This window comes from Kaistia algarum, assembly GCF_026343945.1.
Taxonomy (GTDB): domain Bacteria; phylum Pseudomonadota; class Alphaproteobacteria; order Rhizobiales; family Kaistiaceae; genus Kaistia; species Kaistia algarum.
Genome location: NZ_JAPKNJ010000001.1, coordinates 342,581 through 369,057, shown reverse-complemented (window position 1 = coordinate 369,057; position 26,477 = coordinate 342,581). Strand labels below are relative to the sequence as shown.

Sequence of the window (26,477 nt, the reverse complement as noted above, 5' to 3'; positions counted from 1 at the left end):
TCTAGCGGCCGCCCCCGTCTTCTTTTTGCCGGAAGGGCACGACGTCCCCCTCCAGCATCCGGACGGCACGGCCGAAGGCCTCGCTGTCCCAGACTTCGGCTTGGCCTGGCCGTGAACCAGCACCGGCAACCATGCGGACGACCTTCGGCATGACGGGCTCGATCGGCGGCGGCGCCGGCAGGAAGGCGGCGGCCTCGTCGATGGTGAGGCGCTGCTCCATGTCCAGCACGGCGCGGCGAGCCTTCACGAACTGACGTTTGCGGCGGCTATGGTCCGAGGCCGCCTCGCTGTCGAAGAACCCCGTCTTGTCGATGCAGTCCGCCTCGCAGAGGAACGATCCGTCCTGCCGGTAGATCGCGACGGGCAGGTGCAAATTCTGCGGATCGAAGCGGACCGTGACCCGACGCCCGGCGAGGTCGGCGAGCGGTTCGGCCCAGTAGCGGTTGTTGGCGAGGTGGATCTCGCCGGTCGGGCGGAGGCAGGTGACGCCCTCGGCGCCGAGCAGGAAGAGCCGGCGCTGTTCGGCTGTCGCCCGGCGGACCAGCGTCCCCGGCGCCTCCAGGCTCTCGCGGAAGGTTTCGGCGAAGGACCTGCCATTGCAGACGGCGGAACGACGGCCCTGTCGAGCGTTGTGCCGGGCGATCTCCGCCTTCACCAGCGCCGCGAAATCGTCGATCGGGATGGCCCGCTTGCCGTAGTTCTCCGGCTTTGCGACCGGGCTGTTGCCGGTATAGGCGCCCTCGCATTTCGGGTGCTTGGCGATCTCCTCGCACATGTCGCGGAAGGCGCGCTCGATCGGCTTGGCCTGGCCGTGATAGGGCGTCGCGAAATGGACCTGGACGCCGAGCGCCACGAGCACACCGTCTGGCTTGTCGTCGCGCATCTTGAAGCGGAACCGCGTCTTCGCCCCGTTTGTCAGCCAATGCGAGGCGAAGTGGCGACCATTGTCGAACACGACATGGTCCGGCACGCCATAGGCCTCGATCATGTCGGCGAGGCAGAGGCGCACCGCCGTCCAGTTCTCGGAACGGTCGAGCCGATGCGCGACGATCATGCCGGAATGGAGATCCTGGAAGGCCGTCATCATGACGCGGCCGATCGTGCCGTCCTGCCAGCGCACGAACACGTCGAAGCGGTGACCGTCGGCGTTGACCGCCTCCATGGCGTGGAAGATCGAGCGGTCGCGCGTCTGGTGCGGGAAGATCGCGCTCGCGGCCCGCGTCCCCTTGCGGGCAAGCGCCTGGACGCTCGGCGGGAACTGCGCATCCAGACGGCGCTTGAGCGTCTTCGCCGAGGGGATCGGCGACCATCCATGCTCGCGCGCGGCGTCGAGCATCCGACCATAGCAGGCCTCAAAGGCTGGCTGGGATTTCCGCATATAGTCCGCGACGAGATAGTCCCAGGCGCGTGGATCGCAGTCGGCCTTTGCCGTGCCGCCCTTACGCTGCGGCGCCAGCGCGGCAAGCCGGTCGGCACGGGCGACGGCCGCCGCCGTCTGAAGCCAGCGATAGAGGGTGCGGACGGGCGTGCAGGTGCGGGCGGAAACCTGAGAAATGGCGGATTGACGGCCGATCTGAGGCGACAGCGTCTCTACGAGATCGACGGCGGCAAGGCGTGATGCCGCCTCGTCCTTCGCCTTCTGCGGCAAGGCCTCGAAAGCCTGCCAAACGAGGCTCAAACTGGCTTCGACCGCGTCTTCGTCGCCAGCGCGCTCCGCCTCGATAAGGCGACGCTGCGCGTCGATGGGCAGGAGGGATAGATGATACTCCCAGCCGCCGCCCTGGCGTTCGGCCGTGCGGGCGCGCTTGCGATCGGTTCGCCAGCCGTCCCGCAGCACCAGCTTGTTGAAGCCACGGACGCTGTCCGGCAGGGATGCCGATCCGACAGATAGAATGTCGTCGGGCGAGAACCACTCTCTCATGTCCGCCCCCGCCTACGCACGGTGACCGGCGCATGTTTCAATTCGCCCTTCAGCGTCTTGATCTGGTCAGTGATCCGGGCCTGCTCCTGCTGCAGGAGACCAAGCTGGGCAAGATGAGCCTCCCGCCCTTCCAGCACGATGAGCCCGTCATCTTCGACGAGGACACCCCAAAGCCAGTTGGCGCCTGTAGCGCGAACGAAGGCGACGAAGCGGGTGAGCGAGATGTCGTGTTCGGGCTTGGTCGGGGCGGTGTAGGCATAGAGCGCGTCGGCGGTCAGTTCGCGGCCCGTCATTTCCGAGATCTCGGCAGCGACGGCAAAGGCGTTCTTCGGCGATTTCTTCAGCGCCTCGCCCATAGCGGTCTTGATGCGGAGGGACAGATCGACCGGCCGGACGCGCTCGACCGGGCGGCGCACCGGGAACAGCTCCGCGGCGGCGAAGAGGTCGCCCTGTTCTGTTGGCCGGGCCGCGCGCTTGCCCATGACCTAGCGGACCTCCCGCCTGCGCGGATTGACGATACGATCGTGCGCGTCAGCATCGACACCGATCGTCTCCAGGAAGCGTCGCTTCTCCTTCGCAGCCATGCGGGACCAGAGACCGAGCATTTTTTCGCTCGTTACCGGCGGCGGTCCGATGCGCTCGCCCGGCTCGGCGAAGGCGGCCTTGATGGTCTCCGCCTCGCCGGATGTCAGCTTCTCCAGCGCGATCCTCTGGCTGTCGGGCGAGAGCTTCGAGAAGGCTTCGAGATCGCGTTGATGGTTCGCCAGATAGGTGCGACGGATGTCGGTGACGGCATCAGGGCGGAGGCCGGAGGCGATGTCGCAGGCGCGCTGCACGGAACGTTCGGATAGCCCGACTTTCTCCGCAACTTCCTCAGAAAACCGCATCGCCAACTTGGCGATCTGATTTTTCGCCTTGAATTCCGAGGACTTACGGTCGCCACCGTCCCGCGTTTGCGGGTGAAGCCGCTCCCAAACGCGCTTGCGCTCCGCCAGGAACAGCGCCCGATCGAGCGGACCGAGTTCGCGGCGGATCAAGTTCTCGTCGATTTCGGCGAGGCGGGCCTCGTCGTCGGTCATTTCCCGAACGCTGGCCTCGATATCCGCCCAGCCATTGCGGGCGACGGCAGCGAAACGGTGTTCCCCGAAGACCAGCGAGTACCGATCGCCGCTCGGCCGAAGCGTGATCGGCTGCAATTGGCCTTCCTGGCGCATCATCATGGCCAGCGCTTCGACCCATTCGGCATCGAGCGCGCGAAGGCGGTCAGCGGGGATGTCGATCAGGTTGAGTGGGACGTGAATCGTCGTCATGCAGCGGTCTCGAAGTCGGAGGGTCGAACGTCGCCGGCGCCGTCCAGTGTTTCGCTGGCGAGCCGGAAGAGCGTGTTGCGAGCGGCACGGAGGATCAGGAGACGCTGCGCCTTCAAGCCTCGCTCCGTGGGCGTCCGTTTGCCGGCCCGCTCCAGATCGGCGAGCCAATTGCGGTTCTCGAGATAGAGAAGTTCCAGCTCCTCATATTGCTGGCGGAGCGTCGGCCGGTTCACGCTGCAGCCTCCACGCGATGGGCGATCATCACGAACCACGAGCGCCACGACGGCGAGCGCTGGGAGAATTCCGCGACAAGCCGTCGCGCGGCTTCGACCTCGGCGATGCGGAGCGCCTCCTCGGCGAACCACGACGTGCCCGGTATCCAGACGAGGCAGCCGGAGGCGGCGGTCTCGAGCGAAATCTGTCCGGTGAAGTAGGAGAGGCCGGTCGGTGATTTCACATTTTGGGATGCGATGACGACAGCGGCCATCAGATCACCCCGAGCGTGATGGCGAGCACGAGCCATGCCGAGGCGGCTAGGAGGATCACCCCAGCCCAGGCCGAGAGCTTCACGCGATCGACCCGGCGCGTCATTGCGGCACCGACAGAATGATCTCGCCAACCTTGGCAGCGACGACCGCCCCGCTAAAGAGGAGCCCGACCGCGCCGAACTCGATCGCCAGAGCGATGACATCGCGCCGGCTCATCGATCGAAGGGCATCCAGAAGCGCGCGCATGCGTTGCGTCCCCCTATGTCTACGCGGCGGTGTGTTTCAGACTGGCCGCGCGGTGCCGGCCTGCGGTATGAAGGGAGCGCGGGGCGAATCCCGTGCGGTAGCGCTCCGGCCACAGATCGGCCGGGTCGACACCGAGAAAGGCGGCAATCGCTTTCTCGCCTGCCCGGTGCCGCCGGCGCAGGGCAACCTTCGTGGACGACGGTTCGAGGCCGTTTTCACGGGCGATTTCGACGAGGGTGCCACCTCGACGATGGACCTCCGCCTTGATCGCGTGTCGATCCCAGCCTTTCGGCTTTTGTTGTTGCCGCACCTGCTTATCCCCGACCTTGGAGCCGGCATTGGACGCCGGCTTTTTAGGGAGCATTAATCACTTTGGTGACGACCATAATCTCTTAGGTGATTTCCGTCAACGAGAACGATTGCTTTGGTGAAGACAAAATCACGCGTCACCGCAATCTCTTCAGAACCGCAGGTTTCAGGCGGGTTTTCCGATCGCCTGCGGGCACTTATGGATGGGTCGACACAGGCGGCTTTTGCCACTGACGCCGGCATTTCGCAGGCGGGCATACACAAGCTTCTTCACGGAGGTGAACCGAATCTCGGCACTCTTATCGCTCTAGCGAAGGCGGGTGGCGTATCCGTTGAATGGCTGGCGACGGGCCGGGGCAACCGAATCCTCGCTGATGAGGAGGCCAGTGCGCTGACGGCAAGCCTCACGACGCACCTGAATGAGTTCGCCTTCGTGCCTCGCTATGAGGTATCCGCATCGGCAGGGCACGGTCTGCGTCCGATTTCGGAGGATATTTCCGAACGCGTCGCCTTCCGGGCTGACTGGCTCCGCGAGATCGGTGTCTCAGCGGCCAATGCCGCGGTGCTGACGGCGGACGGGGATTCGATGGAACCCCTGATCCCCGACGGAGCGCTAATGCTGGTCGACGTGTCGATCCGCGAGGTTCGCAACGGCTGCATCTACGTCATCGTCAAGGATGGCGACTTGTTGGTGAAGCGTGTGCACCGCAAAGTTGACGGAACCGTCTCGCTCATCTCAGAAAACGTGCGCTATGATCCCGAGATCATTTCCGCCGACATGCTCGACAAGCTGCATATCGTCGGTCGAGTGCGGTGGGTTGGACGGACGATCTAAGCGGGGGTGGGACGCTTGAGCATGAAGTGGCTTGTGGCGCTGGGCCTCGCCATCATCGCCTTATCCGGCACCCTTAGAATCGCTTCGGCAGAGCCGGATTCATGCGAGACGGAACTGCCCAAATTGGCCGGTTTCTATGATCAGTTGAGCGCCGACGGCCGATATCGACAACTCGTTGTTTCGGTGCAGCCGGATGATTGGTCGATCGATACCGGCATTGCTCAGGCGGTGACCGCACTACGGTGGGCTGCTGCGAACAAGCGAAGCTTCGGACTATGGGCCCAGGCCCAATGCTATGATCTGTCGAAGGCCACCGACGCGGAGCGCCGGATGTTTCTGTCTTGGAAGAGACTGTCTCCCGAGTTTGGTGAGGTCATCGTCAACATTGATCCGCCGCAAAGGTTCGCGGACGGCTTCCAGATCGTGCTCAACGGCATTCCGGATAATATCCGCACAAACGATCTTCTGGTCGTGGGCCGCTTCTCAGGCACAAACGACAAAGGCGCAGGCGACCTCATGAAATGGTGCGACGCCGGAGCCGCGACGAGCTTTCCGGCATTCTGTCGGGACGCCACTCCGCGCTTCTGTCGATCGACACACCGGGATGGTCGATGCGGGTGACGGCTCAAATTGCGAAGGCGCATTTGTTCCAGGTTCGACGACGCGATTTGGCGGCGTTCCGCCATTTTCCCGATTCTCCGGAGTTCCAACTTGGTGGGCCCAGCTTCGCACAACAAAGCCACTGTTTTCGGGCCTCGACCCGCCGTCTGACCAGCGCTCAAACCGGCCTCAAAGGCCGATTCCGGCCCTATTCAAAGGCCACTTGCAGCCGCTCAACCTTCCCGCGCGCCTTGCCATTTTCGCTGTCCGCCAGCCCCTTTGGGTGCCATTTCAGATGTCTACCGCCTCATCCGCTCTAGACACCACCCACGCCCCGGAAAACCGCGCCAATCCGCCATTTTCTCACGCAATCCCGCCTTTTCCTGCTCAATCCCGCCACCTGCCATTACTGATGTCCACCCACACTCTGCGTCGGCTTGAGCCATCATGGCGGCTTCCTTCAGTTCGAAAGCAGTCCAGCGAGCGAGAGCCTTGGCGCGTGCCTGTTCGTATGTCTCATTGATCGGAGTGGGTGTCGGTTTCGTAATCGACGAGTAGGAGAGACCCACACCGAGGCCGAGCAGAAAGCAAAGGGATGACGCGAGAAGTGCGGAAGAGCGGCTGGGCGACGACTTGAGACGACTCATGGTGCGATCTCAAAAAATGGCTCTGCAATTAGAGGCATATATTCCCCCGAGCGCAAACGCCAGCGCCCCCTGTGCCCCCCAGTTGAAGGCCCCCCGGCCGACGAGTTCACTATCATGACTGCCTCACACCACCCCCGCAATCCACCCCTCTTCGCCGATGCGGGTCTCAACTCCGTCAGTCCCGAGAGTGGACAGCGGCGGCACTGAGAAGACGCGGGCCCCGAGTCCCCTCAATCCGTTGGCAGCACGCAAAGCATCCCGCTGGTGCTCGTTGGCCGTCACGTCAGAGTGCTTTGGCCATATCGCTGGGTAGACCTCGACTAGTGCATGAGTTCCTGCTCTCGGTGCTTCGAATGGATGAACCGCAAAGGCTACCTCGCTCCGATCGCGCCGCGCGAGAAGTGAGCCGAGGGCTGCAAGGCCCGTGAGTGTCGAGAAGGCGACTGTCGCGCCGCTGCCGACATACCACTGGCTTATCGCCTGAGGGACGAAGGTCTCCACAAGCCGATAGTAGGGGACGCCACGGTCAAGATAGAAGCGGACATTGGTCCGATCCTCGTTGGTGCGAAACGGGCCATTGCCCTTGAATTTCGGCTGTGAGTTGATCGCGGATGATGACATCCCGGGCCAATTCGTGGGTGCGGAAGAGATCGTAGAGACGGTCGGCCAATTCGCGCCACGACGACGCGCCGAACACTCCCTGCATCGCGCCGTGTGGGTATCCGAAAGCGAAGTCGAGACCGATGCACACGGGTGAGACGTCGAGCTTCAGTCGCGATGCCAGCCAATCTGCAAGCTCGGGTCGGCTGCGTTTCTTCTGATGCCACCTGACAAGCGACGCGTGCGCTTCCGAGGCCTCAGCGACAGCCAGACCCGTGGACGAAGCGTGCGCCTTACCTCCACCGCTCCAGTCCACCCCAACATAGGAACTAAATTGCACCGTCATATCCGCACCTCCCCAAGCGCGTCAGACATTGGGCTGGGAGTGCGCTTCTGTCCAATGGACCTTGCCCTAGCGGACGTGTCCGTTTGGTCGCTCAAAGATGTCCAATAGAATGGTGTTGACATTTCGGACGCGACGTGACTCGATAGCCTGGAGCCTATCGGACATTTCGGAGCCCATCATGCTTATCGGTTACGCCCGCACCTCGACCATTGAACAGGAGGCGGGATTGCTTGCCCAGCGTCGCGACCTGGAGGCCGCAGCGTGCGAACGGCTCTATGCGGAGCACGTCTCCTCCATCGCCCCCAGAGAGCAGCTCAAGGCCGCAATGGACTTCGCCCGCGAGGGAGACACGCTCGTGGTCACGAAGGTTGACCGCTTGGCCCGCTCCACGGTCGGCCTGTGGGATATCGTGCGGGAACTGGACAGGAAGGGTGTGGCGCTGCGGGTGCTGAACCTTGGGGGCGAGACAGTCGACACCCGTAGTGCCACGGGCCGTCTGATCTTGAACATCTTCTCCGGCTTCGCCCAATTTGAGCGCGAGATGATGCTGGAGCGCCAACGGGAGGGGATCGCCAAGGCGAAGGCAGAGGGGAAATACACGGGTCGCAAGCCGACAGCCAAGCTGAAGGCGGACGACGCCAGGGCGCTGCATCGCGAAGGCAAGACCGTGACCGAGATCGCAAAGGCGCTCGGGATAGGGCGAGGCAGCGTTTATCGGGCGCTGGAACTAGCCGTTGAGCCATAGAAGGCAGCATCGCCAGTGCCGCCGAACCAAGCAGTGCCGCTAGGTGGTACGTTTTCTTCTCCAATCGAGAGAAGCCCTGCTGACGAGCGAAAAACTCGCCTCGAACGATCCGATTGTTTTTCGTCACGAACGGCAGTTCGAACTTGCAGCCCTGAAAGGGGTATCGCTTGGTCTGACGACTTTTCGACCATTCGAGAGAACCTTTCCGGCCCGACCGACTGAAAGAGGGGAGCATTCGCGTGTCCTTTTGGAGGGCGAGTAGCCTCGCACTGGACGTGAGGTTGACCGGAGATACCCCTCCGAGGCCTTCGCTATTCCGCAGCGCTCAATCCCGCGCGCCAATGACAGCTGTCATCGACGACAACGATTGATGATCCCAGCGTCCGGCGGAGGTCGGCTGAGTGTGACGACGATCCGAGATCGGTCCTTCGGGGCTGAGCGTGACTCGTTCGAATTGGGCTCTATGACAATCTGATGAGTGTCATGGTTCGCGCGCCGTAAGACCGGGTGGCAACTGCGACGCGCCGCTAGGGCGGAACGCGGTCGCCGCCCGGCCGGCTTCGGCCCCAACGATAATGCGAAAACTATGATCTCTGTGCAGAAGTTATCATAAGTATATGTTGTCGATACGAAAATAACCTGAACGCCCGCTTTTTATGTCACACTTTGACATACTCATAAAATGAAGTATATTTGGAACATCAACAAATGCATTCAAAAGATATGCGCAGCATCGAAGCTCAAGAACGTGAAGAAGAGCGCCGCAAGGCTGGCGCCTATATCAGGCACTTACGCCAGGCGAATGGCCTCACGCAACTCGAACTGGCTCAGCTGGTCGAAATCGGCTGGTATACGAATGTGGGGCAGATTGAGCAGGGAAAGACGGCGTTGTCGCCTAAGCAGATGCATTTATGGGCCGATGCGTTTGGCGTAGATCGATCGGTCTTCGCCAAGCGTCTTATGTTCCACTACGAGCCGCACTACTGGGAAATGATCTTCGGCAACAGCCGTAGCTCTAGAACCAAGGGCGCTTAGGCAGGACTGCCTCTCTGAGGAGAGATTCCAGACTGGTCCATGGGCCAAGCAGAACGCTGCCCTCTAGGTCTACACAGACCCAGCCATCGCGCGACCAATAGAAGCCAATTTCGAAGCCGAGCCGATGGACGGCCAACACGGACGGCTCTTCGTCGTCGAAGCACGCCTCCAGTTGCCAGTCGCCACAAGCAATCTGGACCTCCCGCACGGCTCTTGTGACAAACGGGGCGGACGGCACATAGTCCGAGAGATGAATTAGAGCGGACATCAACAAATCCTCTTGATGATCATCGAATCAATCTCAGGTTCAAGCCGTCGACGCAAGCCCCTGTTAGTTTTTTGCAATACGAATAGTTACAGTGACTACACCTATGATAGTTGCTGATCGATCAAATATGAAAGGAAAAGCATGATACATGCTCGCTCGGTGATGACTGAACATCTGTCCATCCGACTCTCGAAAGACGAACGCGCCATCCTCGCGGCGATTGCCCGACGCGTCCTCCCGATGGGTCAAATGACCCTTGGTGCGACCATTCGATTTCTCATCAGGGATTGGAGCGTTCGCAATCTTGCCTAGCCGTCCTCGCGTCTCCACAGCTCTCCATGCAGAGAACGATGCGCGCGCTTTTGAGTGACCCAATGCCGATCAATCGGACGGCCGATGAAGACGGTAGCGCGATTGTTGTTGTGACGCTGATGGGCGGCAAGAAGGCACGACTGTTCGCGGAAGATTTCGACCGCCTGATGGAGGAGGGGTACAGCCCCGTTTGGGACGTTTCCTCGTCTCGAAGCGCTCCGTACGTCTTCATCAGGGGCATTTCTACGAAGCGCGTCCCCATGCTTCGCCCGGCTGTCGCAGATCTTATCGTCCATCGAAAAAGGCGACAGAATCCAGCGACCAGCCGAGACGGCGACCCGCTCAATCTGCGGCGAGACAATCTGTTCATTCCGCCGTACGCAGCGAGCTAACGCCACGTCGGCTTCTCGACCCTGTCACCGCCCCGCGCGGCATGACTGACACCACCACCCGCCCGCCGCCCTTTAGGCGGTCCTATTTCGGACTCATGACACATACAGCCACCGAATCGACCAACCGCCGGCCCGACAGGACCAGCAGCATTGGGGCTTTCCCCGCCTCGACCATAGGACGTGCCGCCAAGCTTGCGTCGTGGAATCCAAATGCAGCGTTTGGATCGTCGCCTACACTCCTTGGAGCGGCCTAGCCTATGGCGAAGGAAATCCGATCCTCTCGTACCTCAATCCGAGGCTCGGGGATCTCCACCACGTCCCCTACCGTCCAGACGCAAGTCGTTCCTCGCGCCATCCCGGAGTTCCGCTCCACGGCCGAGGGACTGGACGGCCTTTCCAACGCCTTTGGTCAGTTCTTCGGCGCCGCCTCCGGCGCTCTGAGCAGCGTCCGCGACGGCATCATGATCGGCGAGCGCCAGCGTATCGAGCAAGAGAACGCTGCGCAGAAGGATCAAGCCCAGGGCGACTTCTATGCGGGCCGACCGATGGACGCTGCGCAGCAGGACGACCTCGACTACTTCGACACCTATCGGTCTCTGGTCGCCGGGCGCACCGGCTACGACGCGGTCCAGGATTTCAACAAGTGGTATCTGGAGGACTTCGCTCCGAAGAACCCGAAGGGCGATATCGTCGCCGCGCGGGACCAGTGGGTGAAGGACAACCTGTCGGGTGCGGAAGATCCCGCACTCGAAGGGCAGATCCTCGCGGCCTTCTACAAGGGCTCGGAACAGACTGTTGCGACGCACCAAGAGAACGCCGTCCGCATCCAGATCTCGCAGGGCGTCGACAACCTCAAGTCCGTCATCGCGGCCGAAGCGAAGGCTGGAGATTTCACTCCCGATCGCCTCGCGTTCTACGTCTCGGCCGCGCGCACGCTCGATCCGCTCAACCCGAGCGAAGCCGCTCCCCGTGTCGCCGCTGCGGTCTCCGCTGCGATCAAGCTGAACCCCGACAAATCGATCTCGATGCTGTCGGTGCTTCAGAAGCCCGGCACGGGAGTGAACGGCAAGTCGTTCGCTGAGTCCTTCCCCGACGCCTATGCGGCGGTCGAAGAGAAGGCCGTGTCGGATCACATGCAGATCAACACGATGGAGGCGCTCGGTGCCGTGAAGGCGCTCGACGAGCGCGCCCGCAAGATCGAGACGATGTCTCAGGACGAGATCAATGTGCTCGTCTCGGACATGATCGCGACCGAGCACAAGTACGGCGCGGGCTCAGCCATCGACGGGCTCATGGGCACCGTCCAGAAGGCTCTCGACAAGCGCGTGGATATCCAGCTCAACGTCGAGCATGTGGACGCGATGTTGAACGGTTCGCCGCTCGATGTCGACGTGATGAAGAAGTACCTGCCGACCTATCTGAAGGCGAAGGGCATCGACAGCATCCTGAGCGGCGATCCCGCCCAGGTCGGGCTGATCCTCGCGAAGACGAACGGCAACATCCCGGAGGACTACAAGGCTCAGCTCAGCTCGGCTCTGATGTCGTTCAACGATCCGGCGACGCAGATGAAGGCGCTTCAGCTTCTGGATGTGATCCAGCACGAGCGCGGCGTCAGTCTGGTGACCGGCTCGTTCCTGAACGATGCGGCGTCTCGCTACTTCGATCAGGTCATCCAGCGTCAGAACTCGACGCACGACGGGTGGGACAAGGCAGCGGCCTACGTCAACTCCCTGCGAAATCGCGATCCGAAGAGCGTCCCGACGTGGGCTCAGGTCTTCGGCGATACGCAGGAAAAGAGCGTCGCCAAGCTCAACACGGCGATCAACGACACGCTGTCTTCCGTCATCGGCGGGCGATCGTGGGGAGGTCTCTTCGGCGATAGCGTCCAAGCGCCCAGCTACATTCGGCAAGAAGTCGCCAACGAGGTAATGAGGACGTTCACGGAATATGAGGCGCACGGCATCCTCGACCCCTACAAGGCGATCACCGACGCGGTCACTCGCATGAAGGGTCGCATCGAAGTCCTTCCGTCCAATGGGGGCACCTACATGCTCTCGATGAATACCGATCTGCCTCCGATCTGGATGGACGAGAACGGCAAGCCTCAGCCCCGCGTCTCCCTCGGGTTCGACGTGACGAATCCCAACACCGGACAGCCGGTGAACACGGTGAAGGTCTATGAGGATGAGCTGAAGCAGGTCGGGAGGAGCGCGAGGGAGCTGTTCGCAGGGGACGGCTCAGTCGAGCACGTCTCCCTCGATAGCTCCTATGCGGCGGCCAATTCGAGCGGCGCCTACGCCGTCGCTCACGACAATCCCGACGACGCGGCTGGCGCCATGCCTATCGTGCTGGTGCCGGGAACGTCGATGAAGCTGGAGACCCGTCCTCCGTTGGTCAATCTTCCGCAGCGCGGGACTGGCGTAATCCTCCCCAAGCAGATGGAATCGGCCGCGCCCTCCACGTTCACCGACGCGGTCGTACCGGACACCATCGAGGGACTGCAGGAACTCTACAAGGACCGGCTCCCGAAGGGATTCGGCTTCGTTCCGCTGCCTCTCGCCGACGGAAAGACCGGCTTCATGCTCGCCTACCGTCCGCACTTCGGGGACGAGGAAGGCATGTCCATTCAGGACCGCGAGAAGAACTTCCAGCACCCGTTTGCTCGGGGCAAATAGCCACCCATAGGAGACCATGGCTTATCAGCCCGCCTACAGCGGACAGACTTTTGATGCCGCCAAGAGGCGGGGTGAGATCCTGCAAGAGATGCAGGACGGTGTCCTCTCTTCTCTGAGGGATTCCGGGGCGGTGCCTATGACCTCTGGGGTCACGCGCAGTCTTGACGCGGAGGACCTAATCCCTTTTTGGATTTGGAAGTATCCGCGTCTTACGAATTATGTCCCTACCAATGGCAGAACGGCGAAACCGCTGCGCCTCAAGCTTCTGCACCGGGAGCGAGAGCTTAGCGGCCAGCCACTGCTTTTCCTCAGTCTCAAGGGGCATATAGTACGTATAGATATGGATCGCGACCTTCAGCAATTGTAAGACTGCGCTGTGAGGGCCATAACGCTCTAAGCAATCCTCAATGTCAGTCCTGCTTATTTTTCCTGTATGGTACAATCTCGCAATTATGAGAACACTGGTATAGTTAAATGGAAGATCGCGATGGAGGCGACTCTCGATTTCATTGCGGTCGCGCAATGTCTCTAATGCTCGGATCGCGTGAGCGTTGCTGAGATACCGCGCCAAGCCAGCTTGAGATAGGTACACAGACCAGAAAGCGAATATCCGCTGAACCTTCTTGAGTTTTTCTTGTGGGGACAAGTCACCAGAAATTGCACGCTGAACCTCAGCATGAGTGGTCTCATCGTCCTCATGCATGAGGACGGTTGCTATGGCGTGATTCAGTGACGCATACCTTCCGCTAGCGTGCACCATGTTTGTTATACAATCTAGAAGAACATCAGCGCCGAATGTTCCAGCACGCGTCGACAATATTTGACCAAGGACAGAGTGCGTTCGCAGTAGCGCATTCACACTGCGCATGTACGAATCCCCGTCGATCTCGTCGCTACTAATTGCTTCTACGAATTCGGAATCGGCGATACTAGAGTGAAGAAATGGAAGCGTATATCGTGCCACGACTTTCATCGCGTCACCCACTATGTCGTTTATCTTCTCGCGAAGAATCGCAAGACGATTTCGATCTACGTCATTGGATGCAGTGATATATAGGCCAGTGCCGGGGCCGATACCGAGCATTATCTCCCGAATTCCGTCCGAAAGTTCCCACGCTTCCGCCTTAGAGAATAGTCCCTTAAGTGTGTCGGTCAAGCAGCTCAGAACAAGGTTGTCGGATGAGAAGTATGCGATAAATATAGCAATGTTTGCGTACTTCTTCTGGAATATGTTCATCGAACACGTTTTAACAAATCTCTCATATGATGTCCGGTCATCGACCGATAGGTCTTTGGCAACGTGACGGGCGCATAGAAAATACCATAGATACTCTTCGCGGAAAAAATAGCCGCCGTCCTCGTCTTTCGTAAGAAAGGATCCCAGTGCCATCCGGCTCAGTGCGGCCCTTGATGAAAGATAGCGCTGTTCGAATAAATCCAGTGCCGACTCGAACATCTCGGATGAAACATCTCTGGATTCAACGGTAGCAAATGACTGAAAAGCGAGGTAGGCCAAGAAGTTCTTGGCTTCGTCAAAATTATGCCAATCAACGCGCGCAGTTTGAAGGCGTGCGGTAATCAAAGCTTCGTAGCAGGAAGCGAACGACGAAATCGCAATATCGCCACCGACCGCGTTGTCGAGAAGCTCAAGAAACGTTACGGTCGAGTAGGCAGAGCATTCAATCTCAGATTGGTCAAATATGAGATTTATTTTTTCCAGTGTTTCTAAAAAGTGTCGATCATCAGGAACTAATCCTGAAGAAAGACCTATTTCTTTCCACTTAAATACGATGCGATATACCTTGTCGCGAGCCAATTGATTAATATTGAAGACGTGAGGGTCGGGCAGTCCGTCTGCAGCAAAAAGAACAGACGGCGCGCTTGTATAAGAAAAAAGTATAATTCTACCGTATGTTTCAGATAATAGCGCGATCATGCGCTCTTTAATGTTGTCCGCCAGCGTGCACTCATCGAAGTCATCTATAACAATCGAGAAAGAACGTCTATCATATGGTGTATCACCGTATTGCGATCGAATTGCGCGTTCAGCGATACCGACAATATCCGCGTTCTTGATTGAGCGGCCACGTATATAGGCGGTAGGTTCTTCGCAGCTGTCAAGAAAGAACTGCAATTTCTTTGCTAGTAGTGATTTCCCCGAACGGTCACCGCCTGTAATTATGGAGACAGGTTGCAGCTTTATGGATTCCGCAAATGCTTCAAAGCTTGTGAGTTGTTCCTTACGGTTCTCATAGTAAATATCAGGATCTACAAATATCCGACGCTCGTCAAATTCGGCGAGAGATGGATGACGAATGAAGTCAACAATAAAAAGACGGTCAATATAGTCCTGCGGGAGGCTTGGAGGCGTTCGCTTTTTTTTTAGAGCTTGGAGAACCAATTTGAGGCCGTCGACCACAGCGGCCCACTTTCCATCACGCTGTTGAGGTTGGGTGCGGTCCAACGCGTCCTTTGCTACAGCTATAGCGTCTGGCGGCAGAGCATTGTAGTTCCGAAGACCTCCTACATCCCAGTCACCTTCTCTTACGATAATTGGAACGATAACTGCCTCGCCAAGTTCTTGCCGAGTCTTCGCTGTTTCGTACTCCTTGTGAAAGCAGTAGTCGGATTCTATGAAAGCGGGGCTGACAAGGAAGAGAAATATATCGGATGTGTTAACTTTTTCGTCGATATCATCGGCTAATAAATTCCCAGGAGGAATGAGTCGGTCGTGCCAGACCTCTATAGCGCCGTTGCGTTTCAGTGCGGACAGGTGAGTGATCAGCTCGGACTTTAACCATTCGTCTGCATGCGAGTAGGAAATAAATACTGAAGGCGGCCGCATAGAGGCATCTCCATGATGTTGCTACGGAGGTTAGTGTAGCGGCGAACTGCTTGCAACTGATCGGTGTCCGGTAGCTTCACTGAATGCAGAGCCGGCGTTGGATTCCGCAACGGACTGCCTCTCACGCACTGGTCCTACCGATTGGCGGAGGTGGGACGACACCGAGCAGAATTCAGGCCTTCTCTCTATACGCGACCGCAGCAGTTGAGCAGGCGTTCAACCTGAGAGGAGGTCCATCTTTCCAGGCAATATCGGCGAGCGGCTCGTGCTGCCGTCGACTCGCGAGCGGTGAGTCTGAGGTGAGCCAGTGAGGACAGCCTATCGCGCGATAGGAGGATATCCTCATATTCGGTGTATCCCGGCGCCGAGGCCGAATGTCCCGACGTCAAGTTGGTTGAAAATGCCCAACAGATCAGCGTAGCAAGGCATACGTGTTGTACCCTCGACAAAGCCGAAGCATCTAACACGAGGACTCGCCCACGAGCATGGGAACAACCTGACTAGCGGTGCCGTACGTCGGCTTCCGAAGGAAATTACAGACGGCTGCCTTCAATGCCAATGTCGTGCCGATTGGTTTCGGCGCTCGCGCGTATTAGGACGTGAACCCATAAACCGTTGGCGCTGGAGCGCCGCTGTGCCAATCTTCGTTTATGGATCAGCAGGACGAGCCGAGCTTGGCAGGTATGACCGTCAACGAGCGGCTATCTCACGTTGGTATCCTCGATCAATGGGATGTTGCGGTCAGGCGGCGGGATCGGGCTGCGATGATCGCATTGCTGGAGCAGGTGGAGGTTACGGACCCTCACGTGACCGCCGATACCGTGCTTGCCAACCCCCGGGCATACGGTTTCTGAGCGGGGGGCTCTCCCTCGTGGCGATCATCTGATTCAGCGTTGGCATGAGCCGATATGATCTGACCGACTTCGAGTGGCGCGTGATCGAGCCGCTTCTGCCCAACAAGCCCAGAGGCGTGCCGCGGGTGGATGATCGCTGTGTGTTGAACGGCATTTTCTGGGTCCTGCGATCCGGTGCGCCGTGGCGTGACCTGCCCGAGCGCTATGGCCCTCGCGCCACCTGCTACAACCGTTTCGTGCGATGGCGAAAGGCGGGCGTGTGGAGCCGGCTGATGGATGCCATCACCGCCGTGCACCATGGCAACATCCAGATGATCGACAGCACCCCCGTTCGCGCCCAGCGGAAAGAGCGCGCGGTGCTCGTATCGGGCAGCGAGCTAGATTGGTCTCGTTGGATGTACTAATATTCTGTACTAAAATGTCGTGGGAACTGAGACGTAAAATACTGAAACATATGAGCTATATAGCGGCCGCTCGGGCTCCTCCCGCCCCAGCCAGACCAAAGATATCGCTGTTTTGGCCCCGGCTCGGCGCCCCGTCATCGGGAACCCTCTACGGAGCTGTCCTGGCGAGACGGCGTCGGCCTGGTGGCGAAAGCGCAAAGCTCCTGGTGAAGCTGGGGACGTCGCCGGCCGGCATGGGCTCGGCGATTAGATAGCCCTGGACCAGATGGCATCCGAGGCCGCGAAGCAGATCGAGCTGTTCGCGCGTCTCAACGCCTTCCGCGACGATGTCGAGATCAAGGGCGGCGGCGAGGGAGACGAGCGAGCGCACCACCGCGGCGGTTCTCTGGCTGGTCTCGATGCCGGACACGAAGGAGCGATCGATCTTGATGCTTCCCACGGGCAGCTTCAGGAGATGGCTGAGCGATGCGAAGCCGGTTCCGAAATCGTCGAGCGCCACCCCGAAGCCAAGGCGCTGAAGCTCAGCGAGCGTCTCGCTGATCCGATCGGCATCGCGAGACAGCACGGTCGTTTCCGTTACCTCGATGGCAAGCTGGCGGCTCGAAAGCCCCTTCGCCGCAAGCTTCTGGTTGAGCGCCGCCGCGAAGCCGGGCTGTCGGAGGTCGAAGCCTGTCACGTTGACGCTGACATGGGTCGGGACGGCTTGACCATCCCAGCTCACCAGATCCTCCGTGACGGCATCGATCATCCGCCGAGTCAGCGCCTCGGCTACATCGGGAACGTCCAGCGCCTCGGAGAAGCGGGCGGGCGAGATCAGGCCCATTTCCGGGTGATGCCAGCGTGCCAGCGCCTCGAAGCCGATGATCTGCCCGGTTCGAAGATCCAGAAGCGGTTGGTAATAGGGGTGGATTTCGCCAAGCTCGATAGCCTTGGAAAGGCGCCCGATAAGACGATAGAGACGTTCGGCCTCGAACCGAAGCTGGGGCTCGAAGAAGACCGGACGCCCGCGACCGTCCTGCTTGGCGCGATAGACGGCCATATCGGCGGCGGCCATCAGTTCACGCGCGCTCGTCACGTCCGTCGGATAGATAGCGACGCCTACCGAGATGCTGAGCGGCACATCCTGGCGATCGAGAGCGAAGGATGCCATTCCGGCCCGGAGCAGTCTCTGCACGGCGGTGCTGATCGACGCATCATCCTCCCGGCCGGCGAGAATGGCGGCGAATTCATCGCCGCCCGTTCTGCCAACGAAATCCGCAGGACCCAAGGCGGCCGACAAGCGTTGCGACACCTCCCTGAGCACGCTGTCTCCAGCGGCATGACCGAATCGATCGTTGATTTCCTTGAAAAGGTCGATGTCGATGACGCAGAGCGCCAGCGGCTGTCCTGTCTCGCCGGCCGACTTCAGGGCTTCGTCAAAGCGGTGCTCGAAATAGCTCCGATTGGGCAGTCCCGTCAGGCTGTCATGGCGGGCGAGATGGATCAGTTCGAGTTCGAGAACTTTGTTGCGTCGGATCTCCTCGCGCAATTCGCGCGTCGTTTGCTGAAGCGCATCATGACTGGCCTTCGAAGCAAGGGCGCGCCGCTCGAGCAGCGCGTTCGCGGTCACGAGTTCGTTGCGCTGCGCCTCCAGCGATCGCGAGGCGGCGCGTGCTGGCGCGATGTCGACATTGGTGACGGTCAGGCATTCACCGAAGGGGGCAAGCCGCAACTCTCGTTCGACCTCCTTGCCCTGGCTCATATACCGGCTTTCAAAAATGGCCGCGCTCTGTTCGTCGACCGCCTTCGAGAAGCGCTGGAGCATACCGTTTCCGGCGGTCATCGGCCAGATTTCCAAAAGGCCATGGCCGATCAGGCTGTCGGGCACCATGTCCAGCCGGCGGGCCGTCTCGGCGTTGACGGCCACAACGCGGAAATCGATGATCGTGCCATCGTCATTCCGGACGGCCTCGATCACGGAAATCGAATCCGAGCTGGCGTGAAAGACGGAGCGGAGGATTTCGCTCTCCGTTTCGCGTCCGCGAAGATACACGAGAAGCCCAGGCCGGCCCTCGGAATGTACCGGAAGGATCAGCCTCTCATTCTCGCCGATGGCGCTGGGTCCGACACCGTGCATCACGCAGAAGGATGGCGTTTGCCCGGCGGCGATCCGACGATAGCGTTCGCGGAACAGCTTGACGCCCGGATTGTCGATGCTGCGAAGGGTCAGCCCGGTCAGGTCGCGGCCGATCAGCGTGACGACGGAGCGGCCGAGGCGTTGATAGACGAAGTCATCCTCCTGCCGGAGCAGGACCATAAGCCGATCCTCGATGCGTCGAAAAGCTTCAAACAGAGGCTGCAGTTCGACCGGTCCGTCACCGGCCTTCGAGCTCCATGCCGACAAGAGATCGCGCACGTCGCAATATTGCGTTGCGTGTTCAATATCTTCGCGGATTTCCTCGACGAAGCTTGCCACGAAATCTACCTCTTGCTCCGCTTTGGGAGAGATTGCGCGCGCTAGGTTAAATCATGCTTCATGCAAGGCGGAGATAGAGCGAATAGTCGAGGTCCGGGATTTCGGCGAAGAAGCGCTCGGATTCGGCGCGCTTGATGGCGAGGTAAACTTCCACGAAACGCTCGCCGAGGCGGCGGGGCAGGAAGTCGGAGGCGCCAGCCGCGGCGAGTGCATCGGGCCAGCTTGCCGGCAGGCTCGGCTCGATCTGCTCATAGCCGTTGCCGATGATCGGCGCGCCGGGATCCAATTGTTTTTCAATGCCTTCCAGCATTCCCGCCAGGACGGTGGCAAGAGCGATGTAGGGATTGGCGTCGGCACCGGCGACCCTCTGTTCGAGATGCCGGCTCGCCGGAGGGCCGGCGGTCACACGGACCGGGACGGACCGGTTGTCGATCCCCCAGGCCGGGCCGACCGGCGCATAGGAATTGCGGCGGAAGCGTCGGTAGGAATTGGCGTTCGGGGCAAACATGGCGATGCTCTCGCCCATCGTCGCCAGCAAGCCGCCAATGGCGAATTTCAGCAGAGAGTTCGCCTCGCCCTCGCCAGCGAACAGGTTGCTGCCGGCGGAATCGGCGAGGCTCGCATGGACATGCATGCCGCTACCCGACCAGGCCGCATAGGGTTTCGCCATGAAGGTCGCGACATAGCCGTGCCGCTCGGCGACGCCCTTGACGAGCCGCTTGAACAGCACGGCGTCGTCGGCGGCCCTAAGTGCATCGGTCTGGTGGCCGAGCACGATCTCGAATTGGCCCGGCGCATATTCGGAAATCAGCGTGCGCGCCGGCAGGCCCATCACCTCGGCGCCGCGATAGACCTCGTCAAGAAAGGGTGAGAAATCCTCGAGATCCTGCAGGAGATACGCTTGGAGCTGCGATTGGCGGAAGCCGGTCTTGCCGGAGGGCGGCCTTGGACGACCAGCCAGCATCGCCTCGCGGTCGACAAGATAGAATTCAAGCTCGATGGCGACGACCGGGAAAAGGCCCGCCGCCTCCAATGCCGCCTTGATGCGGGCGACAGCATGGCGCGGATCGGCATCGGTAGGCGTGCCGTCCTTCTCATAGGAGGTAAGCACCAGTTGTGCCGTCGGCGTATCGAGCCAGGGCGCCAGCGTGAGGGTCCCCGGCACCGGGCGGCAATCGCGGTCGGAATCGCCTTCGTCCCAGACGAGGCCTGTCTCTTCGACATCGGCGCCCGTGATATCGAGCGACAGGATGGAGCAGGGCAGGGGCCGGCCGTGGCGATAAGCGCCGGCCAACTCCTCCGGCCGCAGGATCTTGCCGCGCTGAACGCCGGAAGGATCGGTCAGGAACGCCTCGATCTGCCGGATCTCGGGATGAGCGGCGAGGAACGCCTCGGCCTCGGCGGCATCGCGCGCGGTCATGAGCCGTCTCCTGCGCCTATCAGTTCGTCAAAGGCCTCGGCCAGCATCTGGGTCAGCTTCGTCACGTCGTCCTCTCTCGTTGCCGGGGAGACGAGCATCATGTTGTGGAATGGCGTCAAGAGAATCCTGCGATTGAGCGGCGCGCTCGATCTCTCCGTTGCGCGCGAAGCGGGCGTCGTTCGGGGTGTCCTTGGGGCGTCACCATAGCCAAGACGGATATCTTCAACAGGTGCGACCTCGGCCTCCGAATTTTCCAGCCTCCTGCGGGCACGACCGTTCCCGTCGGAGCCCGGTGTCCTATTTAGCCCGCCCCGGCGCAGAAGATGAAGCGCTCTGCCGGGTGGCAAGGCGCCCGGCGTTGAGGCTTCGGCCCAAGCCGACTGACTCCAATCCGGACTGACAGCCCAGCCAACGCGCGACCCCAAAAAATACAGCGTTCTGGCCTCCGCATGGAACTTCCATGCGCCTGCAATCGTTTGTGACGGTAATCAATCTAACAGGAGGCAACTATGGGCCGTGGTATACTTCTCTGGCTGCTCGGTGTTCCGATCCCGATCATCATCCTTCTCGCAATCTTCTTCCGTTGAGGGGGTCGGCAATGGCAATGATTGAGACATCGACGGTCGGTACACCCGAATCGCCACGTTCGGCCGTTTCCTGGGGCGCCATCATCGCCGGTGCCGTCGTGGCGGCTGCGGTGTCGCTTGTCATGCTGCTGCTTGGCTCCGGCTTGGGGCTAGCGGCAGTCTCTCCATGGTCGGGCGCCGGCGCGGCCGCCACGACATTCGCCGTCTCGGCGGTGATCTGGTTTGTGGCGACGCAGTGGGTGGCTTCGGCGTTTGGCGGTTACATTACAGGTCGCCTCAGGACCAAATGGACCAACCTCAACGGCGATGAGGTCTTCTTTCGCGATACGGCGCATGGCTTCATCACCTGGTGCTTCGCGACGTTGATCGTCGCAGCGGCGTTCTCGTCCACCCTCGCGGGCATCGTTTCACAGGGCGCGCAGAGTGGCGCGGCGATCGTCGCCGGGGCCGCGCAGGGCGCGACGCAAGGTGCAGTGCAGTCGTCCAGCCTGACCGATCCCACGGGCTACCTGGTCGACACGATGTTCCGACCGGCAACCCCTTCGGCTACTTCGGCCGCGGGTGACGCTGAGGCGCGGGGCGAGGCGACGCGCATCCTCGTGAACGGTCTCGCCAATGGCGAAGTGCCGGCAGCCGACAAGGAATATCTCGCCAGCCTGATCGCGAGCCGGACCGGCATCAGCCCCGCCGACGCAACCAAGCGGATCGATGACGGTCTCGCTCAGATCGAGGCGGCGAAACAGAAGGCGAAGGAAGCCGCTGACGCGGCGCGCAAAGTCGCCCTGACCACGGCGCTGCTCACGGTTGCTGCGCTGTTGGTTGGTGCGTTCATTTCGGGCGTCGCCGCTGCCTTTGGCGGCCGCCAGCGCGACGACGACGCGCCGGTCATTGCCACCGCCCGGGTAGCATAGCTCACGCAAATTCGCACAGGTCGGGCGTATCACCCGTCCTGTGCGACGTTCTTGGACGAAGAGAATTAGCGAGGTGTCAGGCGGCAACGCAATTTCGTTGCCGCTTTTCATTTGGGTCTTACGCGACGTTTTCGAACGCCACGGTCAGCCCCGACGATCCGCTCTTGCGGCGAACCTTGCGGGCGGCGCGCTCGGCGGCGACCGCGTCGGTGAAGAGTGCGCCCTCAAGGACCGCGAAGGTCCGCTCCAGGGCGTGGAAGGCAAATGAACGGCCCGTCCGGACCAGAATGCCGGCGGCCTTGTCGTCGATCTCGATGATGTAATTGTCGAACATCGAAAAACCCCTTTGCGCCAACCCAAGCTATGCAAGCCTCGGGCCGCGTCAGAAACAGCTCGATCAAATTTCACGTCTTGCGTGTCGCAACGTGAACCAATGCGTTCGTTCAGAGTGGGTTCCGACGACAGCAGCGCATCGCTGCGGTTTCACGGCGCCGATGGCGGCGTTGGAAGGTCTTGGGCATCGAAGGCACTCCCGTTGGAGACAATCGGCATTCAAAGGCGCCTCCTGTCTCTTGTTCGACAGACGTCCTCGGCTTTGCCGGGGCCGCGGCGGTTAAGCCGGACGCCCCTCGCAACGTCCCGATTCTGCTCCCGTACGGCCCTCGCTTACCAGCCAAGCATTTCCGTTTTTTGACAGGCAATTGGAGCGATTTTTTCAAGCTTTGCCGGCTTTCTGGGCGCGCGCCGCTAGCCTGCCGTTGACAGGCGCCAGGGCTCGGCCTTGTCTGCGCAACGCGGAACGGGAGGAATATATGGCGAGCTATTTGGGTATCGACGTCGGGACGTCGGCGGTGAAGGCGCTGCTCATTGATTCGGCGCAGGCCATTCTTGCCGAGGCGGAGGAGCCGTTACCGATTTCGAGGCCGAAGCCCCTCTGGTCGGAGCAGGATCCGGTCGATTGGTGGGATGCCACCGAGCGCGCTGTCCATCGCCTGCGCGCCGCCGCGCCAGTCGCCTTCGCCGCGATCGCCGGCATCGGTCTATCTGGGCAGATGCATGGCGCCGTGCTCATGGATGAGGCGGACAAGGTCCTGCGGCCGGCGATTCTGTGGAATGACGGCCGCAGCCACGCGGAATGCGCCGAACTCGAACGCCTCGTGCCGGGCCTTGGCCGCATCGCTGGTGTCCCGGCCATGCCCGGCTTCACCGCCCCGAAGCTGCTCTGGGTCGCGCACCATGAGCCGGAAGTCTTTGCGGGCGTCGCTCATGTGCTGCTGCCCAAGGACTATGTCCGCTTCCGCCTGACCGGCGACCACGTCTCCGAGATGTCGGATGCTGCCGGTTCGCTCTGGCTCGACGAAGGGGCCCGGCGCTGGTCCGAGGCGATTGTGGAAGCGACCGGACTGTCGATGGCGGTCATGCCGCGTCTGGTGGAGGGGTCCGACGCGGCAGGGGTGTTGCGGCCGGAAATCGCCCGGCACTGGGGAATTGCGGGCCGGGTCGTGGTAGCAGGCGGCGCCGGAGACGCTGCGGCCGGCGGCATCGGCATCGGCGCGATCGACGAGAATGACGCCTTCATCTCGCTCGGTACCTCCGGGCAATATTTCGTCGTCAACGAGACCTACCGGCCCTATCCCGACGCTTTCGTCCACACCTTCGCCCATGCCCTGCCGGGCCGCTGGTTCCAGATGGCGGCGATGCTGAACGGCGCCAGCGCGCTCGCCTGGGCGGCAGGTGTGGTCGGCGAGCCCGATATCGGCAAGCTCCTCGCCGAGGTCGAGGCGGCACCGCAGGGTCGCGACGGCCTTGTCTTCCTGCCCTATCTCGCCGGCGAGCGTACGCCGCATAACGATCCCTATGCGCGTGGCGTCTTCTTCGGTCTCGACCCAACGACGCGCCGGCCGGACCTGATCCGCGCCGTGCTCGAAGGCGTCGCCTTTTCCTTCGCCGACGCGCAGACGGTTCTCGCCGAGGCCGGAACCCGGCCGACCCGCATGGGCGCGATCGGTGGCGGTTCCCGCAGCCCGTTCTGGATGCAGATCTTCGCCGATGTGCTGGGCATCGAGATCGTTGTCCATCAAGGCGGCGAGAAGGGGCCGGCCTTCGGCGCCGCTCGCCTCGCCATCATGGCCAGCGAGGGCATCAGCGCCGCGGAGGCCTGCCCGGCGCCGCCGGTCCGCCACGTCTTCGAGCCGAACCGTTCACGGCACGATGCCTACCAGCCGAAGATCGAACGCTTCCGCCGGCTCTATTCTTCGCTGCGCGAGGAGTTTGCGCGGGGCTGAGCCGGCCGTCGCGACGGGATCGCCCTTCCTCGGTCCGAGGGGAGGGGCAGGCCTATTGTGCGCCTAGCTAGAGATGATTGCCGCACCGTGGGCATTTGTTGGGATAGTAGAATGGGTTTATCCAACTGGATACACTTCGTCTCGGAGAGAAATATATCATATACCCACAATTCTCACAAACGTCGGTGAAATATATCAGAAATACTGGAAAAATAGAGAAGAAAACGATAATACTTCCAGTCATATATGACGATATAACCAAAAGTACCAACGCTATTGCCTGCAGATACCGTCTCAATATTCTTGCAGTACTAGATTTCATATTATCTACCTCCGCAGACAGCAGGCAGGTTGCCGACTAAGCTTGTGCTCGAAATCGTAGCTTGGAAAGCAGACACATAGCCGCTCCAATACCCTTTGGAAAAGTCTTAGACAACGCGAGAGAGATCCTCGGCACGACCCGTCGCAGCGCCGAACGACAGCGCTCGCTCTTCGCAATGCCGCAGAATGCTTGGCTTTTCTGTCGCAACGCGGCGACGAATTGGCATTGACTCGGCTCCCGACCCGGCGATTAATTGTAGCAAGATAAATTAATGGCGGCCTCGAAGTCGCCTCGGGGAGGAAGCTTTGGAGAGCGTCGGCCTCGGCCGCGGTAGCAATTCCGCGCAGCTTCGCCGCTACAATGAACGCCTGGTCCTGCAGCGGCTGCGCCGGGCGGGCGAGGCGTCGAAGGCCGATCTTGCCCGCGCCGCCGACCTGACCAACACCGCCATAGGCGCGATCATCCAGAAGCTCGAGGACCAGAGCCTGATCGTTTCGGTCGGCAAGCGCCATGATGGCGGCCGAGGCCAGCCGGCAACCATGCTGCGCCTCAACCCGAAGGGCGCTTACGGTATCGGCGTCCGTCTCGACCGCCGCTCGATCGAGACGATCCTGATCGATTTCGCCGGCCATCCGATCGCCCGGCGCGCCTATGACATCGTCCTGCCGCGGCCGGAAGAGGCGCTCGCCATGGTCGAGCGCGACATACGTGAATTGCTTTCACTGCTCGATCGCCCGGCACGCGAGCGCTTCGCGGGTGTCGGCCTGGCGCTGCCCTATAATCTCGGCTCCTGGCTCGGCCGGCTCGATTTGCCGCCGGACACGTTCGGTCTCTGGGATCACGTCGATTTCGGTGCCTGGCTGCAGGAGGCGACCGGCCTGCCGGTGTTCAGCGAGAATGATGGCAACGCCGCCGCGATCGCGGAGCTGTTCTACGGCGTCGGCCGGCGCATGGACGATTTCCTCTATCTGTTCCTCGGCCCCGCGATCGGCGGCGGCGTGGTCACGGGTGGTGATTATCTGCGTGGCAGCCATGGCAATGCCGGCGACGTCGCCGTGATTCCAGTCGGCCCCAGCCGGCTGGCCTCGGCGCCCAAGCCGCCCCAGGGCGGCGAATTGCTCATCACCCGCGCCTCGCTGAATGCGCTCGCCCGGCACCTGCTGGCGGCGGGTGTGCCGGTCGTCTCCCCACTGGATGCCGAGGCGGCGTTCGTGGCGCAGCACCCGGCCGTCGGCGAATGGCTCGACGATGCGGTCGATGCCCTGACGCCGGCCATCTGGACGGCGATGGCGCTGCTCGACGTTCCGGTCGTGGTGCTGGACGCCGACATCGATGCCGGCCTTGTCGATGCGCTGATCGGCCGGCTCGCCGCGTCGCTGGCGGCACACGCCCCGGAAGCGCGCCGCCCGCCGCGCCTGGTGCATGGCTCGTTCGGCCGCGATGCCGGCGCGATCGGCGCCGCGAGTCTGCCGATGTTCTATTCTTTCTCACCCCGCGCCTCGATCCTGATGCGATCGAATGACGAGCGGGGTCTGCGCGAGACCGTCCCCGGCTGAGGCCGGCGGGATGGCGTTTGATTGCGGCGGCCGCCGGGGAGGGGTGGTCGCCAGGGAGATCCGGGAGGAGCCGGGTGCGTCGCGGAGGTCTGGTCGCTTCGCGAATGCC

Annotated in this window: 21 protein-coding genes and 1 pseudogene; 10 read left to right on the top strand and 12 right to left on the bottom strand. The window is 61.2% G+C overall.

All coding sequences use genetic code 11. From position 1 onward, the window contains the following. Nucleotide 1 precedes the first annotated feature (1 nt). From OSH05_RS01825 to OSH05_RS01795, 7 genes are all read right to left on the bottom strand, one after another. Nucleotides 2-1,921 (bottom strand): transposase domain-containing protein, encoded by a 1,920-nt coding sequence (locus tag OSH05_RS01825; protein WP_104218559.1) that lies wholly within the window; start codon nucleotides 1,919-1,921, stop codon nucleotides 2-4. Further along, nucleotides 1,918-2,403 carry a hypothetical protein gene (locus tag OSH05_RS01820; RefSeq protein WP_104218558.1) on the bottom strand — a complete coding sequence of 162 codons (486 nt, stop codon included), beginning with the start codon at nucleotides 2,401-2,403 and terminating at the stop codon, nucleotides 1,918-1,920. The genes OSH05_RS01825 and OSH05_RS01820 overlap by 4 nt, the downstream gene beginning before the upstream one ends. Before the next feature lie 3 nt (nucleotides 2,404-2,406). Beyond that, the gene (locus OSH05_RS01815) at nucleotides 2,407-3,231 is read right to left on the bottom strand and encodes a ParB/RepB/Spo0J family partition protein (RefSeq protein WP_104218557.1); all 825 of its coding nucleotides are present in this window, start codon (nucleotides 3,229-3,231) and stop codon (nucleotides 2,407-2,409) included. Further along, nucleotides 3,228-3,464 (bottom strand): hypothetical protein, encoded by a 237-nt coding sequence (locus tag OSH05_RS01810; protein ID WP_104218556.1) that lies wholly within the window; start codon nucleotides 3,462-3,464, stop codon nucleotides 3,228-3,230. Before OSH05_RS01810 ends, OSH05_RS01815 begins: the two co-directional genes overlap by 4 nt. Next, the gene (locus OSH05_RS01805; protein WP_104218555.1) at nucleotides 3,461-3,718 is read right to left on the bottom strand and encodes a hypothetical protein; all 258 of its coding nucleotides are present in this window, start codon (nucleotides 3,716-3,718) and stop codon (nucleotides 3,461-3,463) included. Before OSH05_RS01805 ends, OSH05_RS01810 begins: the two co-directional genes overlap by 4 nt. Nucleotides 3,719-3,818: 100 nt before the next feature. After that, complete coding sequence (locus tag OSH05_RS01800; RefSeq protein ID WP_165801546.1) at nucleotides 3,819-3,965, bottom strand: hypothetical protein; 147 nt, start codon at nucleotides 3,963-3,965, stop codon at nucleotides 3,819-3,821. 19 nt (nucleotides 3,966-3,984) lie between these two features. Then, entirely contained in the window at nucleotides 3,985-4,329 is a 345-nt protein-coding gene (locus OSH05_RS01795; RefSeq protein ID WP_104218554.1) for a helix-turn-helix domain-containing protein, read from the bottom strand. A 63-nt stretch (nucleotides 4,330-4,392) separates the two neighbouring features. Here OSH05_RS01795 and OSH05_RS01790 point away from each other — a divergent pair, with 63 nt between their 5' ends. Further along, entirely contained in the window at nucleotides 4,393-5,109 is a 717-nt protein-coding gene (locus OSH05_RS01790; RefSeq protein ID WP_266352327.1) for an XRE family transcriptional regulator, read from the top strand. A gap of 21 nt (nucleotides 5,110-5,130) precedes the next feature. After that, entirely contained in the window at nucleotides 5,131-5,730 is a 600-nt protein-coding gene (locus OSH05_RS01785; RefSeq protein WP_104218552.1) for a hypothetical protein, read from the top strand. Nucleotides 5,731-6,882: 1,152 nt separating this feature from the next. Here the strand turns inward: OSH05_RS01785 and OSH05_RS01780 are convergent. Further along, nucleotides 6,883-7,302 (bottom strand): hypothetical protein, encoded by a 420-nt coding sequence (locus OSH05_RS01780; RefSeq protein ID WP_133163085.1) that lies wholly within the window; start codon nucleotides 7,300-7,302, stop codon nucleotides 6,883-6,885. Nucleotides 7,303-7,480: 178 nt separating this feature from the next. Here OSH05_RS01780 and OSH05_RS01775 point away from each other — a divergent pair, with 178 nt between their 5' ends. The 4 genes from OSH05_RS01775 (at nucleotide 7,481) to OSH05_RS01760 (ending at nucleotide 12,729) form a co-directional block, all read left to right on the top strand. Continuing rightward, nucleotides 7,481-8,047 (top strand): recombinase family protein, encoded by a 567-nt coding sequence (locus OSH05_RS01775; protein ID WP_104218823.1) that lies wholly within the window; start codon nucleotides 7,481-7,483, stop codon nucleotides 8,045-8,047. Nucleotides 8,048-8,755: 708 nt separating this feature from the next. Beyond that, nucleotides 8,756-9,082: a helix-turn-helix domain-containing protein gene (locus OSH05_RS01770; RefSeq protein WP_104218550.1), complete on the top strand. Its 327-nt coding sequence runs from the start codon at nucleotides 8,756-8,758 to the stop codon at nucleotides 9,080-9,082. 618 nt (nucleotides 9,083-9,700) lie between these two features. Beyond that, nucleotides 9,701-10,054, top strand: a complete 354-nt coding sequence (locus tag OSH05_RS01765; RefSeq protein ID WP_266352019.1) for a hypothetical protein — start codon at nucleotides 9,701-9,703, stop codon at nucleotides 10,052-10,054. Between the two features lie 257 nt (nucleotides 10,055-10,311). Then, nucleotides 10,312-12,729: a hypothetical protein gene (locus OSH05_RS01760; RefSeq protein ID WP_104218547.1), complete on the top strand. Its 2,418-nt coding sequence runs from the start codon at nucleotides 10,312-10,314 to the stop codon at nucleotides 12,727-12,729. A gap of 175 nt (nucleotides 12,730-12,904) precedes the next feature. Here the strand turns inward: OSH05_RS01760 and OSH05_RS01755 are convergent, their stop codons facing one another. Then, nucleotides 12,905-15,574 carry a TIR domain-containing protein gene (locus OSH05_RS01755; protein WP_104218546.1) on the bottom strand — a complete coding sequence of 890 codons (2,670 nt, stop codon included), beginning with the start codon at nucleotides 15,572-15,574 and terminating at the stop codon, nucleotides 12,905-12,907. Between the two features lie 898 nt (nucleotides 15,575-16,472). On the opposite strand from OSH05_RS01755, the pseudogene OSH05_RS01750 reads away from it, so the two are divergent. Beyond that, a pseudogene (locus tag OSH05_RS01750) lies at nucleotides 16,473-16,772 on the top strand (IS5 family transposase); the annotation flags it as partial. Between the two features lie 208 nt (nucleotides 16,773-16,980). On the opposite strand, the gene OSH05_RS01745 reads toward OSH05_RS01750, so the two are convergent. Continuing rightward, nucleotides 16,981-19,287 carry an EAL domain-containing protein gene (locus OSH05_RS01745; RefSeq protein WP_104218544.1) on the bottom strand — a complete coding sequence of 769 codons (2,307 nt, stop codon included), beginning with the start codon at nucleotides 19,285-19,287 and terminating at the stop codon, nucleotides 16,981-16,983. A gap of 58 nt (nucleotides 19,288-19,345) precedes the next feature. Further along, complete coding sequence (locus OSH05_RS01740) at nucleotides 19,346-20,707, bottom strand: glutamine synthetase family protein (RefSeq protein WP_104218543.1); 1,362 nt, start codon at nucleotides 20,705-20,707, stop codon at nucleotides 19,346-19,348. Nucleotides 20,708-21,167: 460 nt separating this feature from the next. Here OSH05_RS01740 and OSH05_RS01735 point away from each other — a divergent pair, with 460 nt between their 5' ends. Next, nucleotides 21,168-22,205: a hypothetical protein gene (locus OSH05_RS01735; RefSeq protein WP_407660339.1), complete on the top strand. Its 1,038-nt coding sequence runs from the start codon at nucleotides 21,168-21,170 to the stop codon at nucleotides 22,203-22,205. 118 nt (nucleotides 22,206-22,323) lie between these two features. On the opposite strand, the gene OSH05_RS01730 is transcribed toward OSH05_RS01735, so the two are convergent. Next, entirely contained in the window at nucleotides 22,324-22,539 is a 216-nt protein-coding gene (locus tag OSH05_RS01730; RefSeq protein WP_104218541.1) for a hypothetical protein, read from the bottom strand. Between the two features lie 478 nt (nucleotides 22,540-23,017). Between OSH05_RS01730 and xylB the strand changes: the two genes are divergently transcribed. Continuing rightward, the gene (gene xylB / locus OSH05_RS01725; protein ID WP_104218540.1) at nucleotides 23,018-24,490 is read left to right on the top strand and encodes a xylulokinase; all 1,473 of its coding nucleotides are present in this window, start codon (nucleotides 23,018-23,020) and stop codon (nucleotides 24,488-24,490) included. Nucleotides 24,491-25,117: 627 nt separating this feature from the next. Then, nucleotides 25,118-26,368, top strand: coding sequence for an ROK family transcriptional regulator (locus OSH05_RS01720; RefSeq protein ID WP_104218539.1), 1,251 nt, complete (start codon nucleotides 25,118-25,120; stop codon nucleotides 26,366-26,368). The last annotated feature ends 109 nt before the right edge of the window (nucleotides 26,369-26,477 follow it).

Bases quoted from the DNA above. Each gene is read 5' to 3' on its own strand.
- OSH05_RS01775 (WP_104218823.1), top strand. From the start codon at position 7,481: ATGCTTATCGGTTACGCCCGCACCTCGACCATTGAACAGGAGGCGGGA.
- OSH05_RS01825 (WP_104218559.1), bottom strand. From the start codon at position 1,921: ATGAGAGAGTGGTTCTCGCCCGACGACATTCTATCTGTCGGATCGGCA.
- OSH05_RS01760 (WP_104218547.1), top strand. From the start codon at position 10,312: ATGGCGAAGGAAATCCGATCCTCTCGTACCTCAATCCGAGGCTCGGGG.
- OSH05_RS01785 (WP_104218552.1), top strand. From the start codon at position 5,131: ATGAAGTGGCTTGTGGCGCTGGGCCTCGCCATCATCGCCTTATCCGGC.
- OSH05_RS01815 (WP_104218557.1), bottom strand. From the start codon at position 3,231: ATGACGACGATTCACGTCCCACTCAACCTGATCGACATCCCCGCTGAC.
- OSH05_RS01730 (WP_104218541.1), bottom strand. From the start codon at position 22,539: ATGTTCGACAATTACATCATCGAGATCGACGACAAGGCCGCCGGCATT.
- OSH05_RS01800 (WP_165801546.1), bottom strand. From the start codon at position 3,965: ATGCGCGCGCTTCTGGATGCCCTTCGATCGATGAGCCGGCGCGATGTC.
- OSH05_RS01805 (WP_104218555.1), bottom strand. From the start codon at position 3,718: ATGGCCGCTGTCGTCATCGCATCCCAAAATGTGAAATCACCGACCGGC.
- OSH05_RS01740 (WP_104218543.1), bottom strand. From the start codon at position 20,707: ATGACCGCGCGCGATGCCGCCGAGGCCGAGGCGTTCCTCGCCGCTCAT.
- OSH05_RS01795 (WP_104218554.1), bottom strand. From the start codon at position 4,329: ATGCTCCCTAAAAAGCCGGCGTCCAATGCCGGCTCCAAGGTCGGGGAT.
- OSH05_RS01820 (WP_104218558.1), bottom strand. From the start codon at position 2,403: ATGGGCAAGCGCGCGGCCCGGCCAACAGAACAGGGCGACCTCTTCGCC.
- OSH05_RS01735 (WP_407660339.1), top strand. From the start codon at position 21,168: ATGCGCCTGCAATCGTTTGTGACGGTAATCAATCTAACAGGAGGCAAC.
- xylB (WP_104218540.1), top strand. From the start codon at position 23,018: ATGGCGAGCTATTTGGGTATCGACGTCGGGACGTCGGCGGTGAAGGCG.
- OSH05_RS01755 (WP_104218546.1), bottom strand. From the start codon at position 15,574: ATGCGGCCGCCTTCAGTATTTATTTCCTACTCGCATGCAGACGAATGG.
- OSH05_RS01765 (WP_266352019.1), top strand. From the start codon at position 9,701: ATGCGCGCGCTTTTGAGTGACCCAATGCCGATCAATCGGACGGCCGAT.
- OSH05_RS01780 (WP_133163085.1), bottom strand. From the start codon at position 7,302: ATGACGGTGCAATTTAGTTCCTATGTTGGGGTGGACTGGAGCGGTGGA.
- OSH05_RS01770 (WP_104218550.1), top strand. From the start codon at position 8,756: ATGCATTCAAAAGATATGCGCAGCATCGAAGCTCAAGAACGTGAAGAA.